Source organism: Pseudomonas sp. FDAARGOS_380, assembly GCF_002591235.1.
Lineage (GTDB): Bacteria > Pseudomonadota > Gammaproteobacteria > Pseudomonadales > Pseudomonadaceae > Aquipseudomonas > Aquipseudomonas salmasensis.
On the sequence record NZ_CP023969.1, the window covers coordinates 2,475,942 to 2,493,990 of the forward strand.

Here is an 18,049-nt window from a genome sequence, read left to right on the forward strand (position 1 = left end):
TCGCGGATTATAACGATGGTTTGTTCACTGTGCCATCCGAAAAATCCTCATGCCGTGTACGAAGGAAGCTGGCGGCAAAAAGCTCCGGCGGCAGTGGCAGGCTGACGATGTAGCCTTGCATCTGTTCGCACCCTTCAGCCGCGAGGAATGCTTGCTGTGCCGGGGTCTCCACGCCTTCGGCGATGATGGTGAATTGCATGCTGTGGCCGAGGGCGATGATGGCGCGCACGATGGCTGCATCGTGAGGGTCGTCGGGCAAGCCGCGGACGAAGGATTGGTCGATTTTGAGGAAGTCCAGGGGCAGGCGCTTGAGGTAGCTGAGGGATGAATAACCGGTGCCGAAATCATCGATCGCCAGCTGTACGCCCAGGCGCTTGAGTTGGTGCAACACCGCCAGTGCCTCTTCGGCTTGGCTCATGATGAAGTTTTCGGTGATTTCCAGTTGCAGGCAGCCGGGTTCGAGGCGGTAATCGCGCAGCAGTTGTTCGATGCGTGACAGCAGGTTGGGGTGACGCAGTTGCGCGCCTGCGAGGTTGACCGACAGGGGGCCGAAATCCTCGAAAGCCGCTTGCCACGCATGCAGCTGTCGGCAGGCCTGTTCCAGTACCCAGTCGCCGATTTGCAGGATCGTGCCGTTCTCTTCGGCCAGGGCAATAAAGTGCTCGGGCGGGACCTCGCCCAGCGTCGGGTGATGCCAGCGGATCAAGGCTTCGGCGCCGATCAGTTGTTGGGTGACCAGGCTGCGTTTGGGTTGGTAATACAGGCTCAACTCTTCACGTTCGATGGCGCGGCGCAGTTCGTGCTCCAGCGCTACGCGTTCATTGGCCTGGGCCGTCAGGTCGCGGGTATAGCGCTCGACCCGGTTACGCCCCTTGGCTTTGGAGCGATACATCGCGGCGTCGGCATTTTTGACCAGGGTGGCCACATCGGTACCGTCTTGCGGATACAGGCTGGTGCCGATACTGGCGCTGATAAAGAACTCATGCTCGCCGGCCTGGAAGGGCGGGGTAAAGCAGTCGAGCAGTTTATTCGCCAAGTGTTGGGCGTCGCTGGCCTGTTGCAAGCCGGGCAGCAGGATGATGAATTCGTCGCCGCCCAGGCGAGCAACGGTGTCCACGTCCCGCAATTGCTCCTTGAGGCGTACCGCGATGTCTTTGAGCAGCAGGTCGCCGACCGGGTGGCCGAGGCTGTCGTTGATGTGTTTGAAGCGGTCGAGGTCGAGAAACAGCACAGCGCCCTGTTTGCCACTTTCCTGTTGGCCGTTGAGGGCGGCCTGCAGCCGGTTTTCAAACAGGGTGCGGTTGGGCAGGCCGGTCAATGGGTCGTGGTGGGCCTGATAGTCCAGGCGTGCCTGGGCCAGTTTGAGGCTGGAGATGTCGGCGAACACGGCAACGAAATGCGTAACCAAGTGCTCGCGGTTACGCACGGCACTGATGGTCAACCAACTCGGGTACACCTCGCCGTTCTTGCGGCGGTTGGAGATCTCGCCTTGCCAGTGGCCGTGGGTCGTCAACTGGTGCCACATCGCCGCATAGAACGCGCTGTCATGCAGGCCGGAGGCAAGCAGGCGCGGGGTATGGCCAAGGGCTTCAACCTCGCTGTAGCCGGTTATTTCAGTGAAGGCGCGGTTGACGGCGCTGATGTTCTGCCGTGTGTCGGTGATCAAGACGCCTTCGGCGGTACTTTCGAACACCGTGGCGGCCTGCTGCAGTTTTTCCTGCATCAACTGGCGTTCGGTGATGTCCCGGGCGATGGTCAGCATGCAATCTTCGTCGCCAATCGGCAGCGGGCGGCTGGACACTTCGCACAGGCGAATCTGGCCGTCGGCACGACGGATATGGCAGATGAAATCGCGGACAAAACCGTCGCGCTGCATCAATTCCAGCATGTGCTTGCGTTCGTTGAGGTCGACCCAGATGCCCAGGTCGAGGGCTGATTGGTCGAGTGAAGAGGCGCTGGTGAAGCCGGTCAGGTGGCTGAAACCCTCGTTTACTTCGATCAGCAGGCCGTCGCTCTGGCGGCTCAGCAGCAAGCCATCGGGGGAGGCATGGAAGGCTTTGGCAAACTTTTCTTCGGAGGTTTGCAGTCGCTGTTGGGTTTCCTTGAGCTGGGTGATATCCCGCACCACCACCACCAAGGCTTCGGTGGTGTCGAGTTGGAACGGCTCGGCTGAGATCAGCCCGGTAAAGGCCTGGCCATTGCTGCGCAGAAAGGGCATTTCCAGGTTGCGGATGCTGGTGGTCTGTACTCGTTGCAGCAAATCCGGGCCGCCCCCTTGAATACCCCATATATTCAGGTCGGGGGCGGTTTTGCCCACCACCTCGTCGGCGCGCAGGCCAATCTGGTCCTCGAATGCCTTGTTGACCTCCAGCAGGCAGCCATCAGACAACCGGGCAATCACCAGAATGTCGGGGCACTGCTGAAACACCGAGGCAAATTTCTGCTCGGACAGTTGCAGGGCTTCTTCGGTGCGCTTGGCTTCGCTGATGTCGATCATCAGGCCGCGCAGCACCGGCTCATGGCCGTGTTCGATCAGGCTGACAATGTCACGTACCCACAGGCAGCGGCCATCAGCGGTTATGACCCGGTAATCAATGCTGTGATCACGATTGGCACGGGTTTCCCGATAGCAATAGGCCTCGGCACGGGTCAGGTCGGCGGGGTGGATGATGTTGCGCCAGAAACCTGGAATCAGCCAATGGGCGCGGGGATAGCCGAGCAGCTCTTCAGCATGGGGCGACACGTAGCTGTAGGTGAAGTCGCTGATGCTTGCTTCCCAGGCGATGGCGGACAAGCTCTCCACCAGGCCGCGATAGTGGTACTCGCTGCTACGCAATTCTTGCTCAAGGGCGACCCGGCGGGAAATTTCCGAGCTGAGCCGGCGATTGATCCGAATGACGATTGCCAGCACCGTGCTCAATAGCAGCACCGCTGGCAGGCCGTACGTGAGCAGGTCAGCCCAGAAGGTGCGGTGATCGGTGAAACTACCGACCCAGTGTTGCTGGATCGCATCAGTTTCGGCTGAACTGAGGTCGGCGAGGACTTTGTCCAAGATGCCCACCAGGATTTTCTCATCCCGCGGCACGCCCATTGCCAGTTGGTAGCGGTAGGGCGTTTCGCCGCTGACGTACAGGCCGTCGAGCTTGAGTTGGCGCAGGCTCCAGACGCTGGAGGCCAGGTCGCCGACTACGGCATCCACTTCATCGGTGGCCAGGGCTTGCAGCGTCGAACTGACGTTGGGCATCGCCACCAGATTCAGGTCCGGATGGTGGGTACGCAGCAGTTCATGGGGCGCGTAGTTTTCCACCACGGCAATTTTCAGCCCGTACAAATCCTTGAGGCTGCGGGGTTTCGCGCCACCTTCATGGGCCAGGATGACGATGGGAAAGTCGAGATAGGGGCGTGTGAAGGCCAGGAAATTCTGGCGTTCGGGGGTGGACATGATGCCAGGCAGCAGGTCGAGCTGGTTATTGCGGGCTTGTTCAAGCACCGCGGTCCAGTTAACTGGTTCGATCAGTTTGATTCGAACGCCCAGACGGTCCTGGAGTAGGCGTACGTAATCGGCCGCCAGGCCCTGATATCGGCCATTTTCATCGCGATATTCAAACGGTGGCCAGGACGCATCCACGCCTAGGCGCAGCTCCTGATGGTCCGCCAACCAGCTACGCTCATCATCCGTAAGAGTCAACGCGCCAGCCGTTGCGGTCCAGGTCAGCAGCGACAGCAGTATCACGGTCGGCAATCTGGGCATAACGGTCTCGTTATGGCACGGGGAATGTCTCGAGTGTAGACGGGCATTGCGGGGGCGGGGTGATGCGGGGCAGTTAATCTGTGGAAAGCGGTCGGTAGAAAGCAAAACCCCCGGCCTGGGCCGGGGGTTCTGGTATCACTCGTCGAGGAAGGAGCGCAGATGCTCGCTTCGCGTCGGGTGGCGCAACTTGCGCAGCGCCTTGGCTTCGATCTGACGGATCCGCTCACGGGTCACGTCAAACTGCTTACCGACTTCCTCAAGGGTGTGGTCGGTATTCATGTCGATGCCGAAACGCATGCGCAGTACCTTGGCTTCACGGGCAGTGAGGCCGGACAGTACGTCGCGAGTCGCTTCTTTCAAGCTCTCAACAGTGGCGACATCGATTGGCGACTGCATGGTCGAGTCTTCGATGAAGTCACCCAGATGGGAGTCTTCGTCATCACCAATCGGCGTTTCCATGGAGATCGGCTCTTTAGCGATCTTCAATACCTTGCGGATTTTATCCTCAGGCATCTCCATGCGTTCACCCAGCTCTTCCGGGGTCGGTTCGCGACCCATTTCCTGCAACATCTGCCGGGAAATACGGTTGAGCTTGTTGATGGTCTCGATCATGTGCACCGGAATACGGATGGTGCGGGCCTGGTCGGCGATCGAGCGAGTGATCGCCTGACGGATCCACCAGGTGGCATAAGTCGAGAACTTGTAGCCGCGACGGTATTCGAACTTGTCCACCGCCTTCATCAAGCCGATGTTGCCTTCCTGGATCAGATCAAGGAATTGCAGGCCACGGTTGGTGTACTTCTTGGCGATGGAGATCACCAGACGCAAGTTCGCTTCAACCATCTCTTTCTTCGCGCGGCGGGCCTTGGCCTCACCGATCGACATGCGACGGTTGATGTCTTTGATTTCTGCAATCGTCAGGCCGGTTTCGGTCTCAAGCGCGGTCAGCTTCTGCTGGCAACGGATGATATCGGGCTGCAGGCGGCCGATGGCTTCGGCGTATTTCGCCTTGCCCTTGGCCAGTGCGTCGCTCCAGCTTTCGTCAACTTCGTTGCCCGGGAACTGGCGCAGGAAATCGGTACGCGGCATGCGCGCATCACGCACACAGAGCTGCATGATTGCACGCTCTTGGGCACGCAGACGCTCAAGGGCACTGCGAACACGCTCAACCAGGCCTTCGAACTGCTTGGGCACCAGCTTGATCGGCATGAACAGCTCAGCCAGGGCCACCAGCTCGGCAATCGCCTGCTTGTTGCCACGACCGTGCTTTTTCAGGGCCTTGCGGGTGATTTCCATTTGATCGGAAACCGCACCGAAGCGCTGGGCAGCGATAACCGGGTCTGGACCGCTTTCGGCTTCTTCTTCGTCGTCGCTGCTTTCAGCTTCGTCGTCGTCGGTGTCGTCGTCCGCTTTTGCGGCTTTCGCATCAACAGGCGGCGGCACTTCGGCGGCAGGCGGCGCAATGCCGTCGTCCGGGTCGATATAACCGCTCAGGACGTCGGACAGGCGACCACCTTCGGTGGTGACGCGGGTGTACTCGGAGAGAATGTGGTCAACCGTGCCAGGGAAGTGCGCAATTGCGCCCATCACTTCACGGATGCCCTCTTCGATACGCTTGGCGATTTCGATTTCGCCTTCGCGTGTCAGCAGCTCGACGGTACCCATTTCGCGCATATACATGCGCACCGGGTCTGTCGTGCGGCCGATATCGGTCTCTACTGCAGCCAGCGCGGCAGCAGCTTCCTCAGCGGCGGCCTCGTCGGTATCAGCGTCGGCCAGCATAAGGGAATCCTTATCTGGCGCGACTTCGAATACGTTGATCCCCATGTCGTTAATCATGCGGATGATGTCTTCCACCTGCTCAGGATCTGAAATATCCTCAGGCAGGTGGTCGTTGACCTCCGCGTAAGTCAGGTAACCCTGCTCACGACCAAGAAGTATCAACTCTTTGATACGAGACTGCTGTTGCGCTTTTCCGGACATAACACCCTATCCACTGAAGGTCTTGGCGGGCAAAAAACAAGCCGAGGATTATACCCGAGCTATGACCTCACACGCCAGCTGAGGTCGGGTTTGATGCGTAAACATTCTGTTTTAAGAGGTCGCGCATCTGTTTTGCTATCTGAATTTGCTCTTCAGCCGATAATCCCGGCTGCCTCGCTCTCTTGATAAGTTCGTCGAGGGTCTGAGTGTGTTGACCCGCGGATAACCTATTAATGGTGTCTAAAAACTGTTGTTCAAGGTTGTCGCCGTCAATTAGCCACTCCTTTTCCGCCAGTGCCCGCAATAAACGGCCCTGTTCCGTGCCATGCCAGCGAGCCATCAACTGAATTGAGTTTAGCTTAGGGTTTTTCTGCACGGCTTCGATCAGTGCAATAAGCACCTGGGCGTAGGTGTTGCTCTCGTTGGCAAAATGGTCGGCGCTTTCAACCTTACCGGCCAATTGCGGGTGGTGAATCAATGTGCGCAGTGCAATCAGTGTGGGGGCTTCCACCGCTACGGGTGTGCGTGGCGCGTAGGCTTCATCGCGATCACCGCGTTTGCCGTTTTTGCTCCAGGGCTTTTTGTCCCACTTCTTGCCGCCGGCGCCGGGTTTCTTCGGCGTCCACTCCTGCTGGGGCGCGAAGGCCTCCTGAGGTTGGTGAAAGTCAGCGTAGTCCGGCATGGCGTCGTAATCCATGCCGGGGTCGTAGGTTGGCGGCGCATCCTGCGGGGCGCTGTGCACCAGCTGGCTTACGGCTTCGCCGCTCAAACCGGTGATCTCCAGCAGGCGCTGACGCATCAGCGTGCGCAAGTTGGCGCCCGGGACTTTATCGATCAGCGGCGCCGCAAGGGTGGCCATATGGGCCTTGCCTTCGAGGGAGCGCGGGTCGGCCTCTTCGGTCAGTTGCTGGAAAAAATAATCCGCCAGCGGCTGTGCATGTTGATTGATGCGTGCGCGGAACGCGTCGGTACCTTCGGAACGCACCAGGGTGTCCGGGTCTTCGCCTTCGGGCAGGAACAGGAAGCGTGCGCGGCGGCCATCCTGCAGGCTCGACAGCGTGGCTTCGAGCGCGCGCCAGGCGGCGTTGCGGCCAGCCTGGTCGCCGTCGAAGCAAAACAGCACGCTGGGCACGACGCGAAACAGGCGCTTCAAATGTTCTTCGCTGGTGGCGGTGCCGAGGGTGGCGACCGCATTGCGCAAGCCTTGTTGGGCCAGGGCAATGACGTCCATATAGCCTTCAACCACGATGATTTCGTCGAGGTTGCGGTTGTTCTTGCGCGCTTCGAACAGGCCGTAGAGTTCCTGGCCCTTGTGGAACACCGGGGTCTCCGGAGAGTTCAGGTACTTGGGCTTGTCGTCCCCGAGTACGCGGCCGCCAAAGGCGATGATACGGCCACGGCTGTCGCGTATCGGGAACATCACGCGGTCGCGGAAGCGGTCATAGCGCTTGCCGGTCTCGGCGTTTTCTACCAGCAGGCCGGCATCGATCATGGCCTTTTGCTGGAGGGTGTCGCTGCTCAGGTGTTTATACAGGTTGTCCCAGCCCGGCGGGGCGAAGCCGAGACCAAAATCCCGAGCGATTTCGCCGGTGAGGCCGCGCCCTTTAAGGTAGTCGACAGCGGCCTTGCGCTGCGGATGGCTCTTGAGTGCCTGGCGGTAAAAGTCGGCAGCGGCGGTCAGTAGCGGGTACAGCGGCGAATCGGTGGGTTGCCGGGGTTTGTGCGGGCGTCCACTTTCTTCGCGGGGCACTTCCATGCCGGCGGCTTTCGCCAGGTCCTCGACGGCCTGGGGGAAGTCCAGGTTGTCGTGGTCCATCAGGAAGCCCAGGGCGTTCCCGCCCGCGCCGCAACCAAAGCAGTAATAGAACTGCTTGTCGGGGCTAACGCTGAACGATGGGGTTTTTTCTTTATGGAAAGGGCAGCAGGCGGTGTAGTTTTTGCCGGCTTTTTTCAGCTGTACGCGTGAGCTGACAACATCGACGATGTCGGTGCGGTTCAGAAGGTCGTCAATAAAGCTCTGGGGAATCAGCCCGGCCATGGCGTTCTCGTCATCACTGCGTGTAAATGAGGGCCCGTGACGTGTTCAAGCGCACGTATGGAGTGCTTGAGCATCATCGTCTGCATGGGTCATCAGGAAGTGTATCTGCCGAATATTCACTGAGGGTAGTTTCTGATCAGTCTTCGGCATGGAAATGTTGCCCGGGCGTCCGGTCTTGGCCAATGGCGGCCTCGGAAACGCATCGATGGGCACAGCCGACACGGTTGATCGTCTGTTTGAAGAATAGGTGTGCTCGTCAGTAGCCTTGTTAGGCTCGTCAGAAGAGACGTGCACCGCTGGCAAAAGAGCCAGCCCTGACGTGTGAAGCAGTGTCTCGGTCGCATGTGCGGCGTCGACGGTGAAGCATCAAGCGATATCCGCAAATGCCAACAGCCCGGCTGAGGGCCGGGCTTGGCAGAAGCTTGCTACGAACGTCTGTGTATTAGTACAGACGAACGGCGCGGCGCTGTTCGCGCTGAACTTTCTTAGCGTGACGCTTAACAGCGGCTGCTGCTTTGCGCTTACGCTCAGAAGTTGGCTTCTCATAAAATTCGCGGCTACGAACTTCAGCCAGAACACCGGCTTTTTCGCAGGAGCGCTTGAAACGACGCAGAGCTACGTCGAAGGGTTCGTTCTCTTTTACTTTGACGGCTGGCATCCAGAGCTACCTTCTTTCATTACCGGGAATCAACGTTCTCGTCGCAAAAAATTCGCGGCTGAGGTCGTCGGTTTTTAAGGGTTGCGGATGTTAACCCCTCATTGCCCGGAATGCAAAGCCTCTGATCGAAAACCGCTAGTCGGGAGGGGGAGTGGCGACTATTATGCGCGCCTTCGAATTCAGCCTCTACAAGGCGCAAACCCATGCTAGTACTGGGACTTGAAACCTCCTGCGACGAAACCGGAGTCGCACTATACGACAGTGAACGCGGGCTTTTGGCCGATGCACTGTTCAGTCAAATCGACCTGCATCGCGCCTATGGCGGCGTGGTGCCGGAGCTTGCCAGCCGCGATCACGTCAAGCGCATGCTGCCGCTGATCCGCCAGGTGCTGGATGAAGCCGGCTGTGTGGCAACCGAGATCGATGCCATCGCCTACACGGCAGGGCCCGGACTGGTCGGAGCCCTGCTGGTTGGGGCCTCTTGCGCCCAGGCGCTGGCCTTTGCCTGGGGCATTCCTGCCCTCGGCGTGCACCATATGGAAGGCCATTTATTGGCGCCCATGCTGGAAAAAACACCGCCAGAGTTCCCGTTCGTCGCTTTGTTGGTTTCGGGGGGGCATACGCAGCTGGTTCAGGTGGATGGGATCGGCCAATACACGCTGTTGGGCGAGTCGCTGGACGATGCTGCCGGCGAAGCGTTCGACAAAACCGCGAAGATGATGGGGCTTAATTATCCGGGCGGTCCGGAAATCGCCCGCCTGGCTGAGAACGGCGTTGCCGGTCGCTACACCTTCCCGCGGCCGATGTGTGATCGTCCTGGCTTGATGTTCAGTTTCAGCGGCTTGAAAACCTCTGCCTTGAACACTTGGCAGCAGAGCGTCAGCGCCGGGGACGACGGCCAGCAAGCCCGTTGCGACATCGCGCTGGCGTTCCAGCAGGCTGTGGTGGAGACTTTGACCATCAAGTGCAAGCGCGCCCTGAAGCAGGCGGGCATGAAGCGGCTGGTGATCGCAGGCGGCGTCAGCGCCAACAAGGCATTGCGTAGCTCCCTCGAAACGATGCTCGGCGACATGAATGGCAATGTGTTTTACGCACGCCCTGAGTTCTGCACTGACAACGGCGCGATGATCGCCTACGCCGGTTGCCAGCGCTTGCAGGCCGGGCAGCACGAAAGCCTGGCGATCAGCGTGCAGGCGCGCTGGCCGATGGAGCAATTGCCGCCGTTGTAAGGTTCAAGGGCGCCGGGTTCAGGCGGGTATTTAAAAATGCCGTTCGCGCCCGGCAAACAGGTCGCGTAGATTGCCGCGATGGCGCCAGACGATCAGCAGTGTCAGCACGCTCATCGGCACCAGTGCTTGCGGTTCCTGCCAAGCCAGCAACGGTAGGGTCAGTGGCGTGGCAATCAGCGCGGCCAGTGAGCTGGTGCGGGTCAGGTAGAACGTCAGCAGCCAGGCGAGCATGGCCAGTAACGCCGCCGGTGGGTAAATGCCCAGCAGCATGCCGGCCGCTGTGGCGACGCCCTTGCCGCCGCGAAAGCGGAAGTACAACGGGAACAGGTGGCCCAGGACGGCACATAGGCCCACCCAGGCTTGCTGTTGCAAGCTAAGGCCGACGAGGCTGGCGATCAGCACGGGCAGCAGGCCCTTGCACAGGTCGCCCAGCAAGGTCAGGACGGCGAGTTTCTTGCCGGCCAGGCGCAACATATTGGTGGCGCCGGCATTGCCTGAGCCACTCATTCGCGGGTCGGGATTTCCCGTCAAGCGGCTGAGCAAAATGGCGAAGGACAGCGAGCCGAGCAGGTAGGCGAAAATCGCCAGTGACCAAAACATGCTAACTATTCCGGGCGAGGACGCCCTGATTCTAACGGGGCATCGCGCCCTTGTCGTGCTGCGGAGAAAAGTGCTTGGACAGAGTGTTTATCGAAGGCCTGGAAGTCGACACCGTGATCGGGGCTTACGACTGGGAGCGCGGAATCCGGCAATGCCTGCGCCTGGACCTGAGCTTCGCCTGGGATAATCGCCCAGCTGCGGCCGGTGATGACCTGACCCTGGCACTGGATTACGCCAGGGTGTCTGCGCGTATCCAGGCCTTTGCCGAGCAGTCCCAGTACCAGTTGGTGGAAACCTTTGCCGAGCGCCTGGCCGAAGTGCTGATGAGTGAATTCCAGATTCCCTGGCTGCACCTCAAGTTGACCAAGCCCGGCGCGGTACCGGCTGCCAAGGGCGTGGGCGTGGAGATCGAGCGCGGATGTCGTTGACTCAGGTTTACCTCGGGCTTGGCAGTAATATCGAGCGCGAGGCTCGTTTATGCGCCGGCTTGGATGCGTTGGCGGGCTTCTTGACGGATATGCGCTGTTCAGCGGTGTTCGAAAGCCAGCCGGTGGGTATCAAGAGCGGGCCGTTTTTCAATCTGGTGGTGTCGGCTTATACCGACCTGCCATTGATGGAGTTGGATCGCCGCTTGAAATCCATCGAGGCCGACAATGGCCGCTACGCGCCCGACCGCAAAGGCCTGCCGCTGGATATCGATGTGTTGTTGTATGGCGATCTGGTGGGCGATTTTGATGGCTTGGTCCTGCCGCGAGCCGAAATTCTGAAAAACGCCTTTGTGTTGTGGCCGCTGTCGATGATGGCGCCGCAGCGTCTGCACCCGGAGGCGGGCAAGACAATGGCCGAGTTGTGGCGAGACGCGCAAATTGATCAGGTATTGGCGCCTGTGGCGTTCGAGTGGCAGGGTCAGCCACTCACGCCGCTAGCTCTTTTGTAGGCGCCGAGCTTGCTCGCGAAAAACCTGAGGGCGCTGCGTCATCGTTGAGGTTCTTCGCGAGCAAGCTCGCTCCTACAGGGGCTTTTGCTGTTCCTTGTAGGCTTTCAATGCGTTTAGTCGTTCGCGCTTGAGCGCCTCGCCCAGTTCGGGGCCTTTGAAACCTTTTTCCAGCAACGGCGCGACCGGCATTTCGCGTGCAGCCTTTGCGGCTCCACGCAAATAATCGGCCTGTGGATAACTGCGTTGCTCAAAACCCTGTCGGCCCCGAGCGTCCATTTCGCAGGCCACCACGAATTCTTCAAAGCGTTGCGGCCGACGGTAAACGTCGAAACTTTGCAGCAACTCCAGCAATGTCGAGGCCTTGAGCTCCAGCGCACGATGCCCATGAGTATGATATTGCCCCACCAGCAAGGCCAATTCCTGGCAATCCCTCGGCACCTTGAAACGCTCGTTCACCGCTTTGATCAGCTTCAGGCCGCGTTGCTCGTGGGCAATATGCTGCGGCAACTTATCCACAGGCGTCAGGCCTTTGCCCAAATCATGCAGCAGGCAGGCCCAGCGCACGCTCAGCGGTTGCTTGTGCAGGGCGGCCTGCTCCAGCACGCTCAAGGTGTGCACGCCGGTGTCTATTTCTGGGTGATGCGCTGCGGGCTGCGGCACGCCGAACAGCGCGTCCACCTCCGGCATCAAGGTTTTCAGCGCGTCGCAGTCACGCAGCAATTGGATAAATACCTGGGGTTGAGCTTCCATCAGCGCCCGTGAGATTTCCTTCCAACTGCGCTCGGGGGTAAGGGCCTCCAGCTCGCCGGACTCACTGAGTTGGCGCATTAACGCCAGGGTCTCGGGGGCGACTGTGAAGCCCAGAGGCGCATAGCGCGCGGCGAAGCGTGCAACGCGTAAGACGCGGAGGGGATCTTCGGCGAACGCGGGAGAAACATGCCGCAAAACACGCGCTTCAAGATCGCGTTGGCCGTGGTAAGGATCAGTCAGATTACCTTCGTCGTCCTCCGCCATGGCATTGATGGTCAGGTCACGCCGGATCAGGTCTTCTTCCAGCGTAACGTCGGGGCTCGCATGGAATATAAAGCCGCCGTAACCCCGGCCATTCTTGCGTTCGGTGCGAGCGAGGGCGTATTCGTCACCGTTCTTCGGGTCGAGAAATACCGGGAAATCGGCGCCCACCGGTTTATAGCCCTTGGCGAGCATCTCTTCGGCCGTCGCGCCAACGACGACGCGGTCGATATCGGTGACCTCGATGCCCAGAAGACGATCACGCACGGCGCCGCCGACCTTGTAGATTTTCATGAAAAAGCCTCCATTAGCGGCACAGGATAACGCCTGAGCCTGGCCAATGGAGGCTTTGCTGTTTCAGAGATGCACGACGGCCATGTCCAGGCGGCCGTAGTCGTTGTCGTTATGATCGCTGCGCGGTGGCACATGGTGGGTTTTCATCACCTGGTCGCCCTGCAGGGTTTCCAGATGAATATCAAAACCCCACAGCCGATGCAGGTGCTTGAGCACTTCCTCAGTGGATTCGCCCAAGGGTTTGCGGTCGTGCTGCTGGTGACGCAAGGTCAGCGAACGGTCGCCACGCACATCGATGCTGTAGATCTGCACGTTAGGCTCGCGGTTACCGAGGTTGTATTGCGCGGCCAGGGTTTCGCGAATGATGCGGTAGCCGGGTTCGTCGTGGATGGCAGGCACCACCAGGTCATCCTTGAGGTCGTCGTCCAGGATGCTGAACAGCTTGAGGTCGCGAATCACCTGGGGCGACAGGTACTGCAGGATAAAACTCTCATCCTTGAAGCTGCTCATGGCGAACTTGATGGTCGATAGCCAGTCGCTGCCGGCGATTTCCGGGAACCAGCGGCGGTCTTCCTCGGTGGGGTGCTCGCACATGCGGCGGATATCGCGGTACATGGCAAAACCCAGTGCATAGGGGTTGATGCCGTTGTAATACGGGCTGTCGAAGCCTGGTTGGAAGACCACGCTGGTATGGGACGTGAGGAACTCCATCATAAAGCCGTCAGTGACCAGGCCTTCGTCGTACAGGTCGTTCATCAGCGTGTAATGCCAGAAGGTGGCCCAGCCTTCGTTCATCACCTGGGTTTGGCGCTGTGGGTAAAAATACTGCGCGATCTTGCGCACGATGCGCACGATTTCACGCTGCCAGGGTTCCAGCAGCGGTGCGTGTTTTTCCAGGAAGTACAGGATGTTTTCCTGCGGTTCGGCGGGGAAGCGTGCATTGTCCTTGTCGCTGTTCTTGTCGGCGCGCTTGGGGATGGTGCGCCACAGGTCGTTGATCTGTTTCTGCAGGTGCTCCTCGCGTTCCTTCTGGCGCAGGCGCTCCTCTTCGGCGGAAATAGGATAGGGACGCTTATAGCGATCGACCCCGTAATTCATCAGCGCATGGCAGGAGTCCAACAGATCTTCCACCGCATCGATACCGTGGCGTTCTTCGCACTGCATGATGTATTGCTTGGCGAACACCAAGTAATCAATGATCGAACTGGCATCGGTCCAGGTGCGAAACAGGTAATTGCCCTTGAAGAAACTGTTATGCCCATAGCAGGCATGGGCCACTACCAGCGCCTGCATGCAGATGGTGTTTTCTTCCATCAGGTACGCGATGCACGGGTCGGAGTTGATCACGATCTCGTAGGCCAGGCCCATCTGGCCACGGGTGTAGGACTTCTCGGTACTGAGGAAGTGTTTCCCGTAGGACCAATGGTGATAGCCCAGCGGCATGCCCACCGAGGCATAGGCATCCATCATCTGTTCAGCGGTGATGACTTCTATCTGGTTGGGGTAGGTGTCCAGGGCATAACCCGCCGCGATACGGCTGATTTCCCGGTCATAGGCCTGGATCAGTTCGAAGGTCCACTCGGAGCCGGTGGAAATGGGTTGGCGCTTGTTCTCTTTTTTGGCGGTCATGTCACTAACCTGCGCTGGAAGAGTTCACGGAAGACCGGGTAGATATCGCCGGCCGAGACCAGTTGCTGCTGGGCGAACGTGTCGGCAAAGGCTTCGCCGATGCGCTCGTATTCGAACCACAGGGCCTGGTGCTCACGGGGGGTGATTTCGACGTAAGTGTAGTACTGCACGAACGGCATGATCTGGTTGATCAAAATGTCCCGGCAGATCGGTGAGTCGTCATTCCAATTGTCGCCGTCGGAGGCCTGGGCAGCGTAGATGTTCCATTCGTTGGCGGGATAGCGCTCGGCCATGATCTCCTGCATCAGCTTCAGTGCACTGGAAACGATGGTGCCGCCGGTCTCCCGCGAGTAGAAAAACTCCTCTTCGTCCACTTCCCGGGCGCTGGTGTGATGGCGGATGAACACGACGTCAATCTTGTCGTAGTTCCGTTTCAGAAACAGGTACAGCAGGATAAAGAAGCGTTTGGCGATGTCCTTGGTGGCCTGGGTCATGGAGCCGGAAACGTCCATCAGGCAGAACATCACCGCCTTGGAGCTGGGGTTGGGTTGTTTGACCAGCAGGTTGTATTTCAAATCAAAGGTATCGAGGAACGGCACGCGGTGAATGCGCGCGCTGAGTTTTTCAATTTCTACCTCGATTTCCTGGATATCGCCGAAGTTGTCCGGTTCTTCGCGCTTCAAGCGTGCCAACTCTTCCTTGGCCTGCTTGAGTTTGGCGCGGCTGCTGCCCGACAGGGCGATGCGCCGTGCATGGGCTGAGCGCAGGGTACGGATGATATTGATGCGCGAAGGGTTGCCCTCGTTGCTGATGCCTGCGCGTACGGTCTTGAAGGTGTCGGTGCCGGTGAGGTTGCGCTTGACCAGGTTGGGCAGTTCCAGGTCTTCGAACATGAATTCGAGGAATTCTTCCTGGGTGATCTGGAACACGAATTCGTCCATGCCTTCGCCGGAGTTGCCGGCCTTGCCCGGGCCTTTGCCACCGCCGCCGCCTTGTGGGCGCTGGATATGTTCGCCGGTGGTGAATTCCTTGTTGCCGGGGTGCACCACAGTCTGTTTGCCGCCGCGGCCATGGTGAAGCACCGGTTCATCGATGTCCCGGCCGGGAATGCTGATTTGTTCGCCATGCTCCATGTCGGTGATGGAGCGGCGGCTGACGGCCTCTTCTACCGCCTTTTTGATGTGGTCACGGTAGCGCCGCAGGAAACGCTGACGGTTTACCGTGCTCTTGTTCTTGCCATTGAGGCGTCGGTCGATCACATAGCTCATGGGGAGCCCTCCGGGCAGCTTCACGTTACAAGCTTCAAGCCGCGAGCTGGAAGCTTAGGGACAAGCGGTCAACTGCCAGGCCGGATGCCTGGCAGTGTGCGCTTGCCGCTGCCTTACTGTGATTTGCGAACCCGCAGGTACCACTCGGAGAGCAGCCGTACCTGTTTGTCGGTGTAGCCTCGCTCGACCATGCGTGTGACGAAGTCGTTGTGTTTTTGCTGATCCTCCTTGCTGGCCTTGGCGTTGAAGCTGATGACGGGCAGCAGGTCCTCGGTGTTGGAGAACATTTTTTTCTCGATGACCACCCGCAGCTTCTCGTAGCTGAGCCAAGTGGGGTTCTTGCCGTTGTTGTTGGCACGGGCACGCAGTACGAAGTTGACGATTTCGTTGCGGAAATCCTTCGGATTGCTGATGCCGGCGGGTTTCTCGATCTTTTCCAGCTCTTCGTTGAGGGCCACGCGATTGAGGATTTCGCCGGTTTCCGGGTCGCGGTATTCCTGGTCCTGGATCCAGAAGTCGGCGTACAGCACGTAGCGGTCGAAGATGTTCTGGCCGTACTCGCTGTAAGACTCCAGGTAAGCGGTCTGGATTTCCTTGCCGATAAACTCGATGTAGCGCGGCGCCAGATACTCCTTGAGGAAGCGCAGGTAGCGCTCGCGGGTTTCGGCCTGGAACTGCTCCTGTTCAATCTGCTGCTCAAGCACATAGAGCAAGTGCACCGGGTTGGCGGCAATCTCGTGGGGGTCGAAGTTGAAGACTTTAGACAGGATCTTGAACGCAAAGCGCGTCGACAGACCGTTCATGCCCTCGTCCACACCGGCTGTGTCACGGTACTCCTGGATCGACTTGGCCTTGGGATCGGTGTCCTTGAGGTTTTCGCCGTCGTAGACGCGCATCTTCGAATAGATATTGGAGTTCTCCGGCTCCTTGAGGCGCGACAGCACTGTGAACTGGGCAAGCATCTTCAGGGTGTCGGGCGCGCAATGGGCCTTGGCCAGGGAACTGTTGAACAGCAGTTTGTCGTAAATCTTGATTTCATCGCTGACCCGCAGGCAGTACGGCACCTTGACGATATAGATCCGGTCGATGAAGGCTTCGTTGTTCTTGTTGTTGCGGAAGGTATGCCATTCCGATTCGTTGGAGTGGGCCAGCAGGATCCCGGTAAACGGAATCGCCCCCAGGCCTTCAGTACTGTTGTAGTTACCTTCCTGGGTAGCGGTAAGCAGTGGGTGCAGCACCTTGATCGGTGCCTTGAACATCTCCACGAATTCCATCAGGCCCTGGTTGGCCCGGCACAGTGCGCCCGAATAGCTGTAGGCATCGGCATCGTTCTGCGGGAATTCTTCCAGTTTGCGGATATCGACCTTGCCCACCAACGCCGAAATGTCCTGGTTGTTTTCATCGCCCGGTTCGGTCTTGGCCACGCCGATCTGGTTGAGGATCGACGGGTAGAGTTTCACCACGCGGAACTGGCTGATATCACCACCGAACTCGGCCAGGCGCTTGGTGGCCCAGGGCGACATGATGGTGTTGAGGTAGCGCCGCGGTATGCCGAAGTCTTCCTCAAGGATCGCGCCATCTTCCGTGGCGTTGAACAGGCCCAGGGGCGACTCGAAGACGGGCGAGCCCTTGATCGCATAGAAGGGCACCTTCTCGATCAATTGCTTGAGCTTTTCGGCCAGGGACGACTTGCCGCCGCCGACCGGGCCGAGCAGATAGAGGATCTGCTTCTTCTCTTCCAGGCCTTGGGCGGCATGGCGGAAGTAGGAAACGATCTGGTCGATGCATTCTTCCATCCCATGGAAGTCTTCAAAGGCCGGATAGCGGCGGATCACCTTGTTGGAAAATATCCGCGACAGGCGCGAATTATTGGCGGTTTCCACCAGTTCTGGCTCGCCAATCGCCAGTAGCAGGCGTTCGGCGGCAGAGGCGTAGGTGCTGCGGTCCTGTTTGCACAGCTCGAGATACTCCTGAAGCGTGAGTTCTTCCTGCTGTGTGGACGCAAAGCGTTGTTGGAAGTGGCTAAAGATACTCATGACGTCGTCACCTCGCTCGATACGTGGAGCCGACGCCGGATCAATCAGTCGATGCTGGCAGCCATTGACGCATGCCAATGGCTGTTTTCCCCCCAGAACACCCTGAAACGCTACCGATGACCCGAACGCCGGTGTACCGGCTCTCCCCTGATTCGGATGGCCTGCGCTTAAGGATAGTTCGGAATCCGGGAGGTCAAGGCGCGATGCGCAATTAGTTTGGCTGCGCCGTTCGTCAGAAACGGCGCAAGCCCAAGCGTCACGCGGGGTGGCGGGGTGTGAAAAAAATTATTGCGAATCGCCTGAAGAAATTTCCGCAGGAAAGGTCGCACGCCACAGCTCAAACCCGCCGTCCAGGCTATAGACGTCGGAGAAACCCTGGCTGATCAGATACGCGGCTGCGCTCTGGCTGGAATTGCCGTGGTAGCAGGCCACGATCAGCGGCGCATCGAGGTCAGCGGCGCGGATGAAGTCGGCGATGTTGACGTTGTCCAAGTGCTGGGCGCCGGTGATGTGAGCGGCGGCATAAGTGGGTTGGTCGCGGATGTCGACGACTACCGCACCTTGCTCGCGCAAGGATTGTGCTTCTTGGGGAGGGATACGTTTGAATTCGGTCAT

The 18,049-nt window shown here is 59.1% G+C and carries 13 protein-coding genes; 3 read left to right on the forward strand and 10 right to left on the reverse strand.

Translation table 11 applies throughout. From position 1 onward, the window contains the following. Nucleotides 1-7 precede the first annotated feature (7 nt). The 4 genes from CRN80_RS11650 to rpsU form a co-directional block, all read right to left on the reverse strand. Nucleotides 8-3,751 carry a bifunctional diguanylate cyclase/phosphodiesterase gene (locus CRN80_RS11650; protein ID WP_098950194.1) on the reverse strand — a complete coding sequence of 1,248 codons (3,744 nt, stop codon included), beginning with the start codon at nt 3,749-3,751 and terminating at the stop codon, nt 8-10. 135 nt (nt 3,752-3,886) lie between these two features. Continuing rightward, on the reverse strand, nt 3,887-5,734 hold the full coding sequence (gene rpoD, locus CRN80_RS11655) for an RNA polymerase sigma factor RpoD (protein ID WP_003194751.1): 1,848 nt from the start codon (nt 5,732-5,734) through the stop codon (nt 3,887-3,889). Between the two features lie 67 nt (nt 5,735-5,801). Then, the gene (gene dnaG, locus CRN80_RS11660; protein ID WP_003194750.1) at nt 5,802-7,772 is read right to left on the reverse strand and encodes a DNA primase; all 1,971 of its coding nucleotides are present in this window, start codon (nt 7,770-7,772) and stop codon (nt 5,802-5,804) included. Between the two features lie 442 nt (nt 7,773-8,214). Next, nucleotides 8,215-8,430: a 30S ribosomal protein S21 gene (gene rpsU, locus CRN80_RS11665; protein WP_002551877.1), complete on the reverse strand. Its 216-nt coding sequence runs from the start codon at nt 8,428-8,430 to the stop codon at nt 8,215-8,217. 203 nt (nt 8,431-8,633) lie between these two features. Here rpsU and tsaD point away from each other — a divergent pair, with 203 nt between their 5' ends. Continuing rightward, a complete protein-coding gene (tsaD, locus tag CRN80_RS11670; protein ID WP_098950195.1) occupies nt 8,634-9,659 on the forward strand; it encodes a tRNA (adenosine(37)-N6)-threonylcarbamoyltransferase complex transferase subunit TsaD in 1,026 nt (341 codons plus the stop codon). 30 nt (nt 9,660-9,689) lie between these two features. Here tsaD and plsY read toward each other — a convergent pair whose 3' ends face one another. Continuing rightward, nucleotides 9,690-10,259, reverse strand: coding sequence for a glycerol-3-phosphate 1-O-acyltransferase PlsY (gene plsY, locus CRN80_RS11675; protein WP_032895027.1), 570 nt, complete (start codon nt 10,257-10,259; stop codon nt 9,690-9,692). A 74-nt stretch (nt 10,260-10,333) separates the two neighbouring features. On the opposite strand from plsY, the gene folB reads away from it, so the two are divergent. After that, a complete protein-coding gene (folB, locus tag CRN80_RS11680) occupies nt 10,334-10,687 on the forward strand; it encodes a dihydroneopterin aldolase (protein WP_032895029.1) in 354 nt (117 codons plus the stop codon). Continuing rightward, nucleotides 10,678-11,196 carry a 2-amino-4-hydroxy-6-hydroxymethyldihydropteridine diphosphokinase gene (gene folK, locus CRN80_RS11685; RefSeq protein WP_032895031.1) on the forward strand — a complete coding sequence of 173 codons (519 nt, stop codon included), beginning with the start codon at nt 10,678-10,680 and terminating at the stop codon, nt 11,194-11,196. Before folB ends, folK begins: the two co-directional genes overlap by 10 nt. A gap of 72 nt (nt 11,197-11,268) precedes the next feature. On the opposite strand, the gene CRN80_RS11690 is transcribed toward folK, so the two are convergent. From CRN80_RS11690 to glpE, 5 genes are all read right to left on the reverse strand, one after another. Then, complete coding sequence (locus CRN80_RS11690; protein WP_098950196.1) at nt 11,269-12,501, reverse strand: multifunctional CCA addition/repair protein; 1,233 nt, start codon at nt 12,499-12,501, stop codon at nt 11,269-11,271. Nucleotides 12,502-12,564: 63 nt separating this feature from the next. Beyond that, entirely contained in the window at nt 12,565-14,130 is a 1,566-nt protein-coding gene (locus tag CRN80_RS11695; RefSeq protein WP_003194736.1) for a SpoVR family protein, read from the reverse strand. Then, complete coding sequence (locus tag CRN80_RS11700) at nt 14,127-15,398, reverse strand: YeaH/YhbH family protein (protein WP_098950197.1); 1,272 nt, start codon at nt 15,396-15,398, stop codon at nt 14,127-14,129. The genes CRN80_RS11695 and CRN80_RS11700 overlap by 4 nt, the downstream gene beginning before the upstream one ends. Before the next feature lie 113 nt (nt 15,399-15,511). After that, nucleotides 15,512-17,434: a PrkA family serine protein kinase gene (locus CRN80_RS11705; RefSeq protein WP_003194732.1), complete on the reverse strand. Its 1,923-nt coding sequence runs from the start codon at nt 17,432-17,434 to the stop codon at nt 15,512-15,514. 285 nt (nt 17,435-17,719) lie between these two features. Next, the gene (gene glpE / locus CRN80_RS11710) at nt 17,720-18,049 is read right to left on the reverse strand and encodes a thiosulfate sulfurtransferase GlpE (protein WP_098950198.1); all 330 of its coding nucleotides are present in this window, start codon (nt 18,047-18,049) and stop codon (nt 17,720-17,722) included.

What these genes read in the sequence shown, in the direction of transcription:
- tsaD (WP_098950195.1), top strand. Translation starts at nt 8,634, where the DNA reads ATGCTAGTACTGGGACTTGAAACCTCCTGCGACGAAACCGGAGTCGCA.
- folK (WP_032895031.1), top strand. Translation starts at nt 10,678, where the DNA reads ATGTCGTTGACTCAGGTTTACCTCGGGCTTGGCAGTAATATCGAGCGC.
- plsY (WP_032895027.1), bottom strand. Translation starts at nt 10,259, where the DNA reads ATGTTTTGGTCACTGGCGATTTTCGCCTACCTGCTCGGCTCGCTGTCC.
- rpsU (WP_002551877.1), bottom strand. Translation starts at nt 8,430, where the DNA reads ATGCCAGCCGTCAAAGTAAAAGAGAACGAACCCTTCGACGTAGCTCTG.
- rpoD (WP_003194751.1), bottom strand. Translation starts at nt 5,734, where the DNA reads ATGTCCGGAAAAGCGCAACAGCAGTCTCGTATCAAAGAGTTGATACTT.
- CRN80_RS11705 (WP_003194732.1), bottom strand. Translation starts at nt 17,434, where the DNA reads ATGAGTATCTTTAGCCACTTCCAACAACGCTTTGCGTCCACACAGCAG.
- CRN80_RS11695 (WP_003194736.1), bottom strand. Translation starts at nt 14,130, where the DNA reads ATGACCGCCAAAAAAGAGAACAAGCGCCAACCCATTTCCACCGGCTCC.
- CRN80_RS11690 (WP_098950196.1), bottom strand. Translation starts at nt 12,501, where the DNA reads ATGAAAATCTACAAGGTCGGCGGCGCCGTGCGTGATCGTCTTCTGGGC.
- CRN80_RS11650 (WP_098950194.1), bottom strand. Translation starts at nt 3,751, where the DNA reads ATGCCCAGATTGCCGACCGTGATACTGCTGTCGCTGCTGACCTGGACC.
- glpE (WP_098950198.1), bottom strand. Translation starts at nt 18,049, where the DNA reads ATGACCGAATTCAAACGTATCCCTCCCCAAGAAGCACAATCCTTGCGC.
- dnaG (WP_003194750.1), bottom strand. Translation starts at nt 7,772, where the DNA reads ATGGCCGGGCTGATTCCCCAGAGCTTTATTGACGACCTTCTGAACCGC.
- CRN80_RS11700 (WP_098950197.1), bottom strand. Translation starts at nt 15,398, where the DNA reads ATGAGCTATGTGATCGACCGACGCCTCAATGGCAAGAACAAGAGCACG.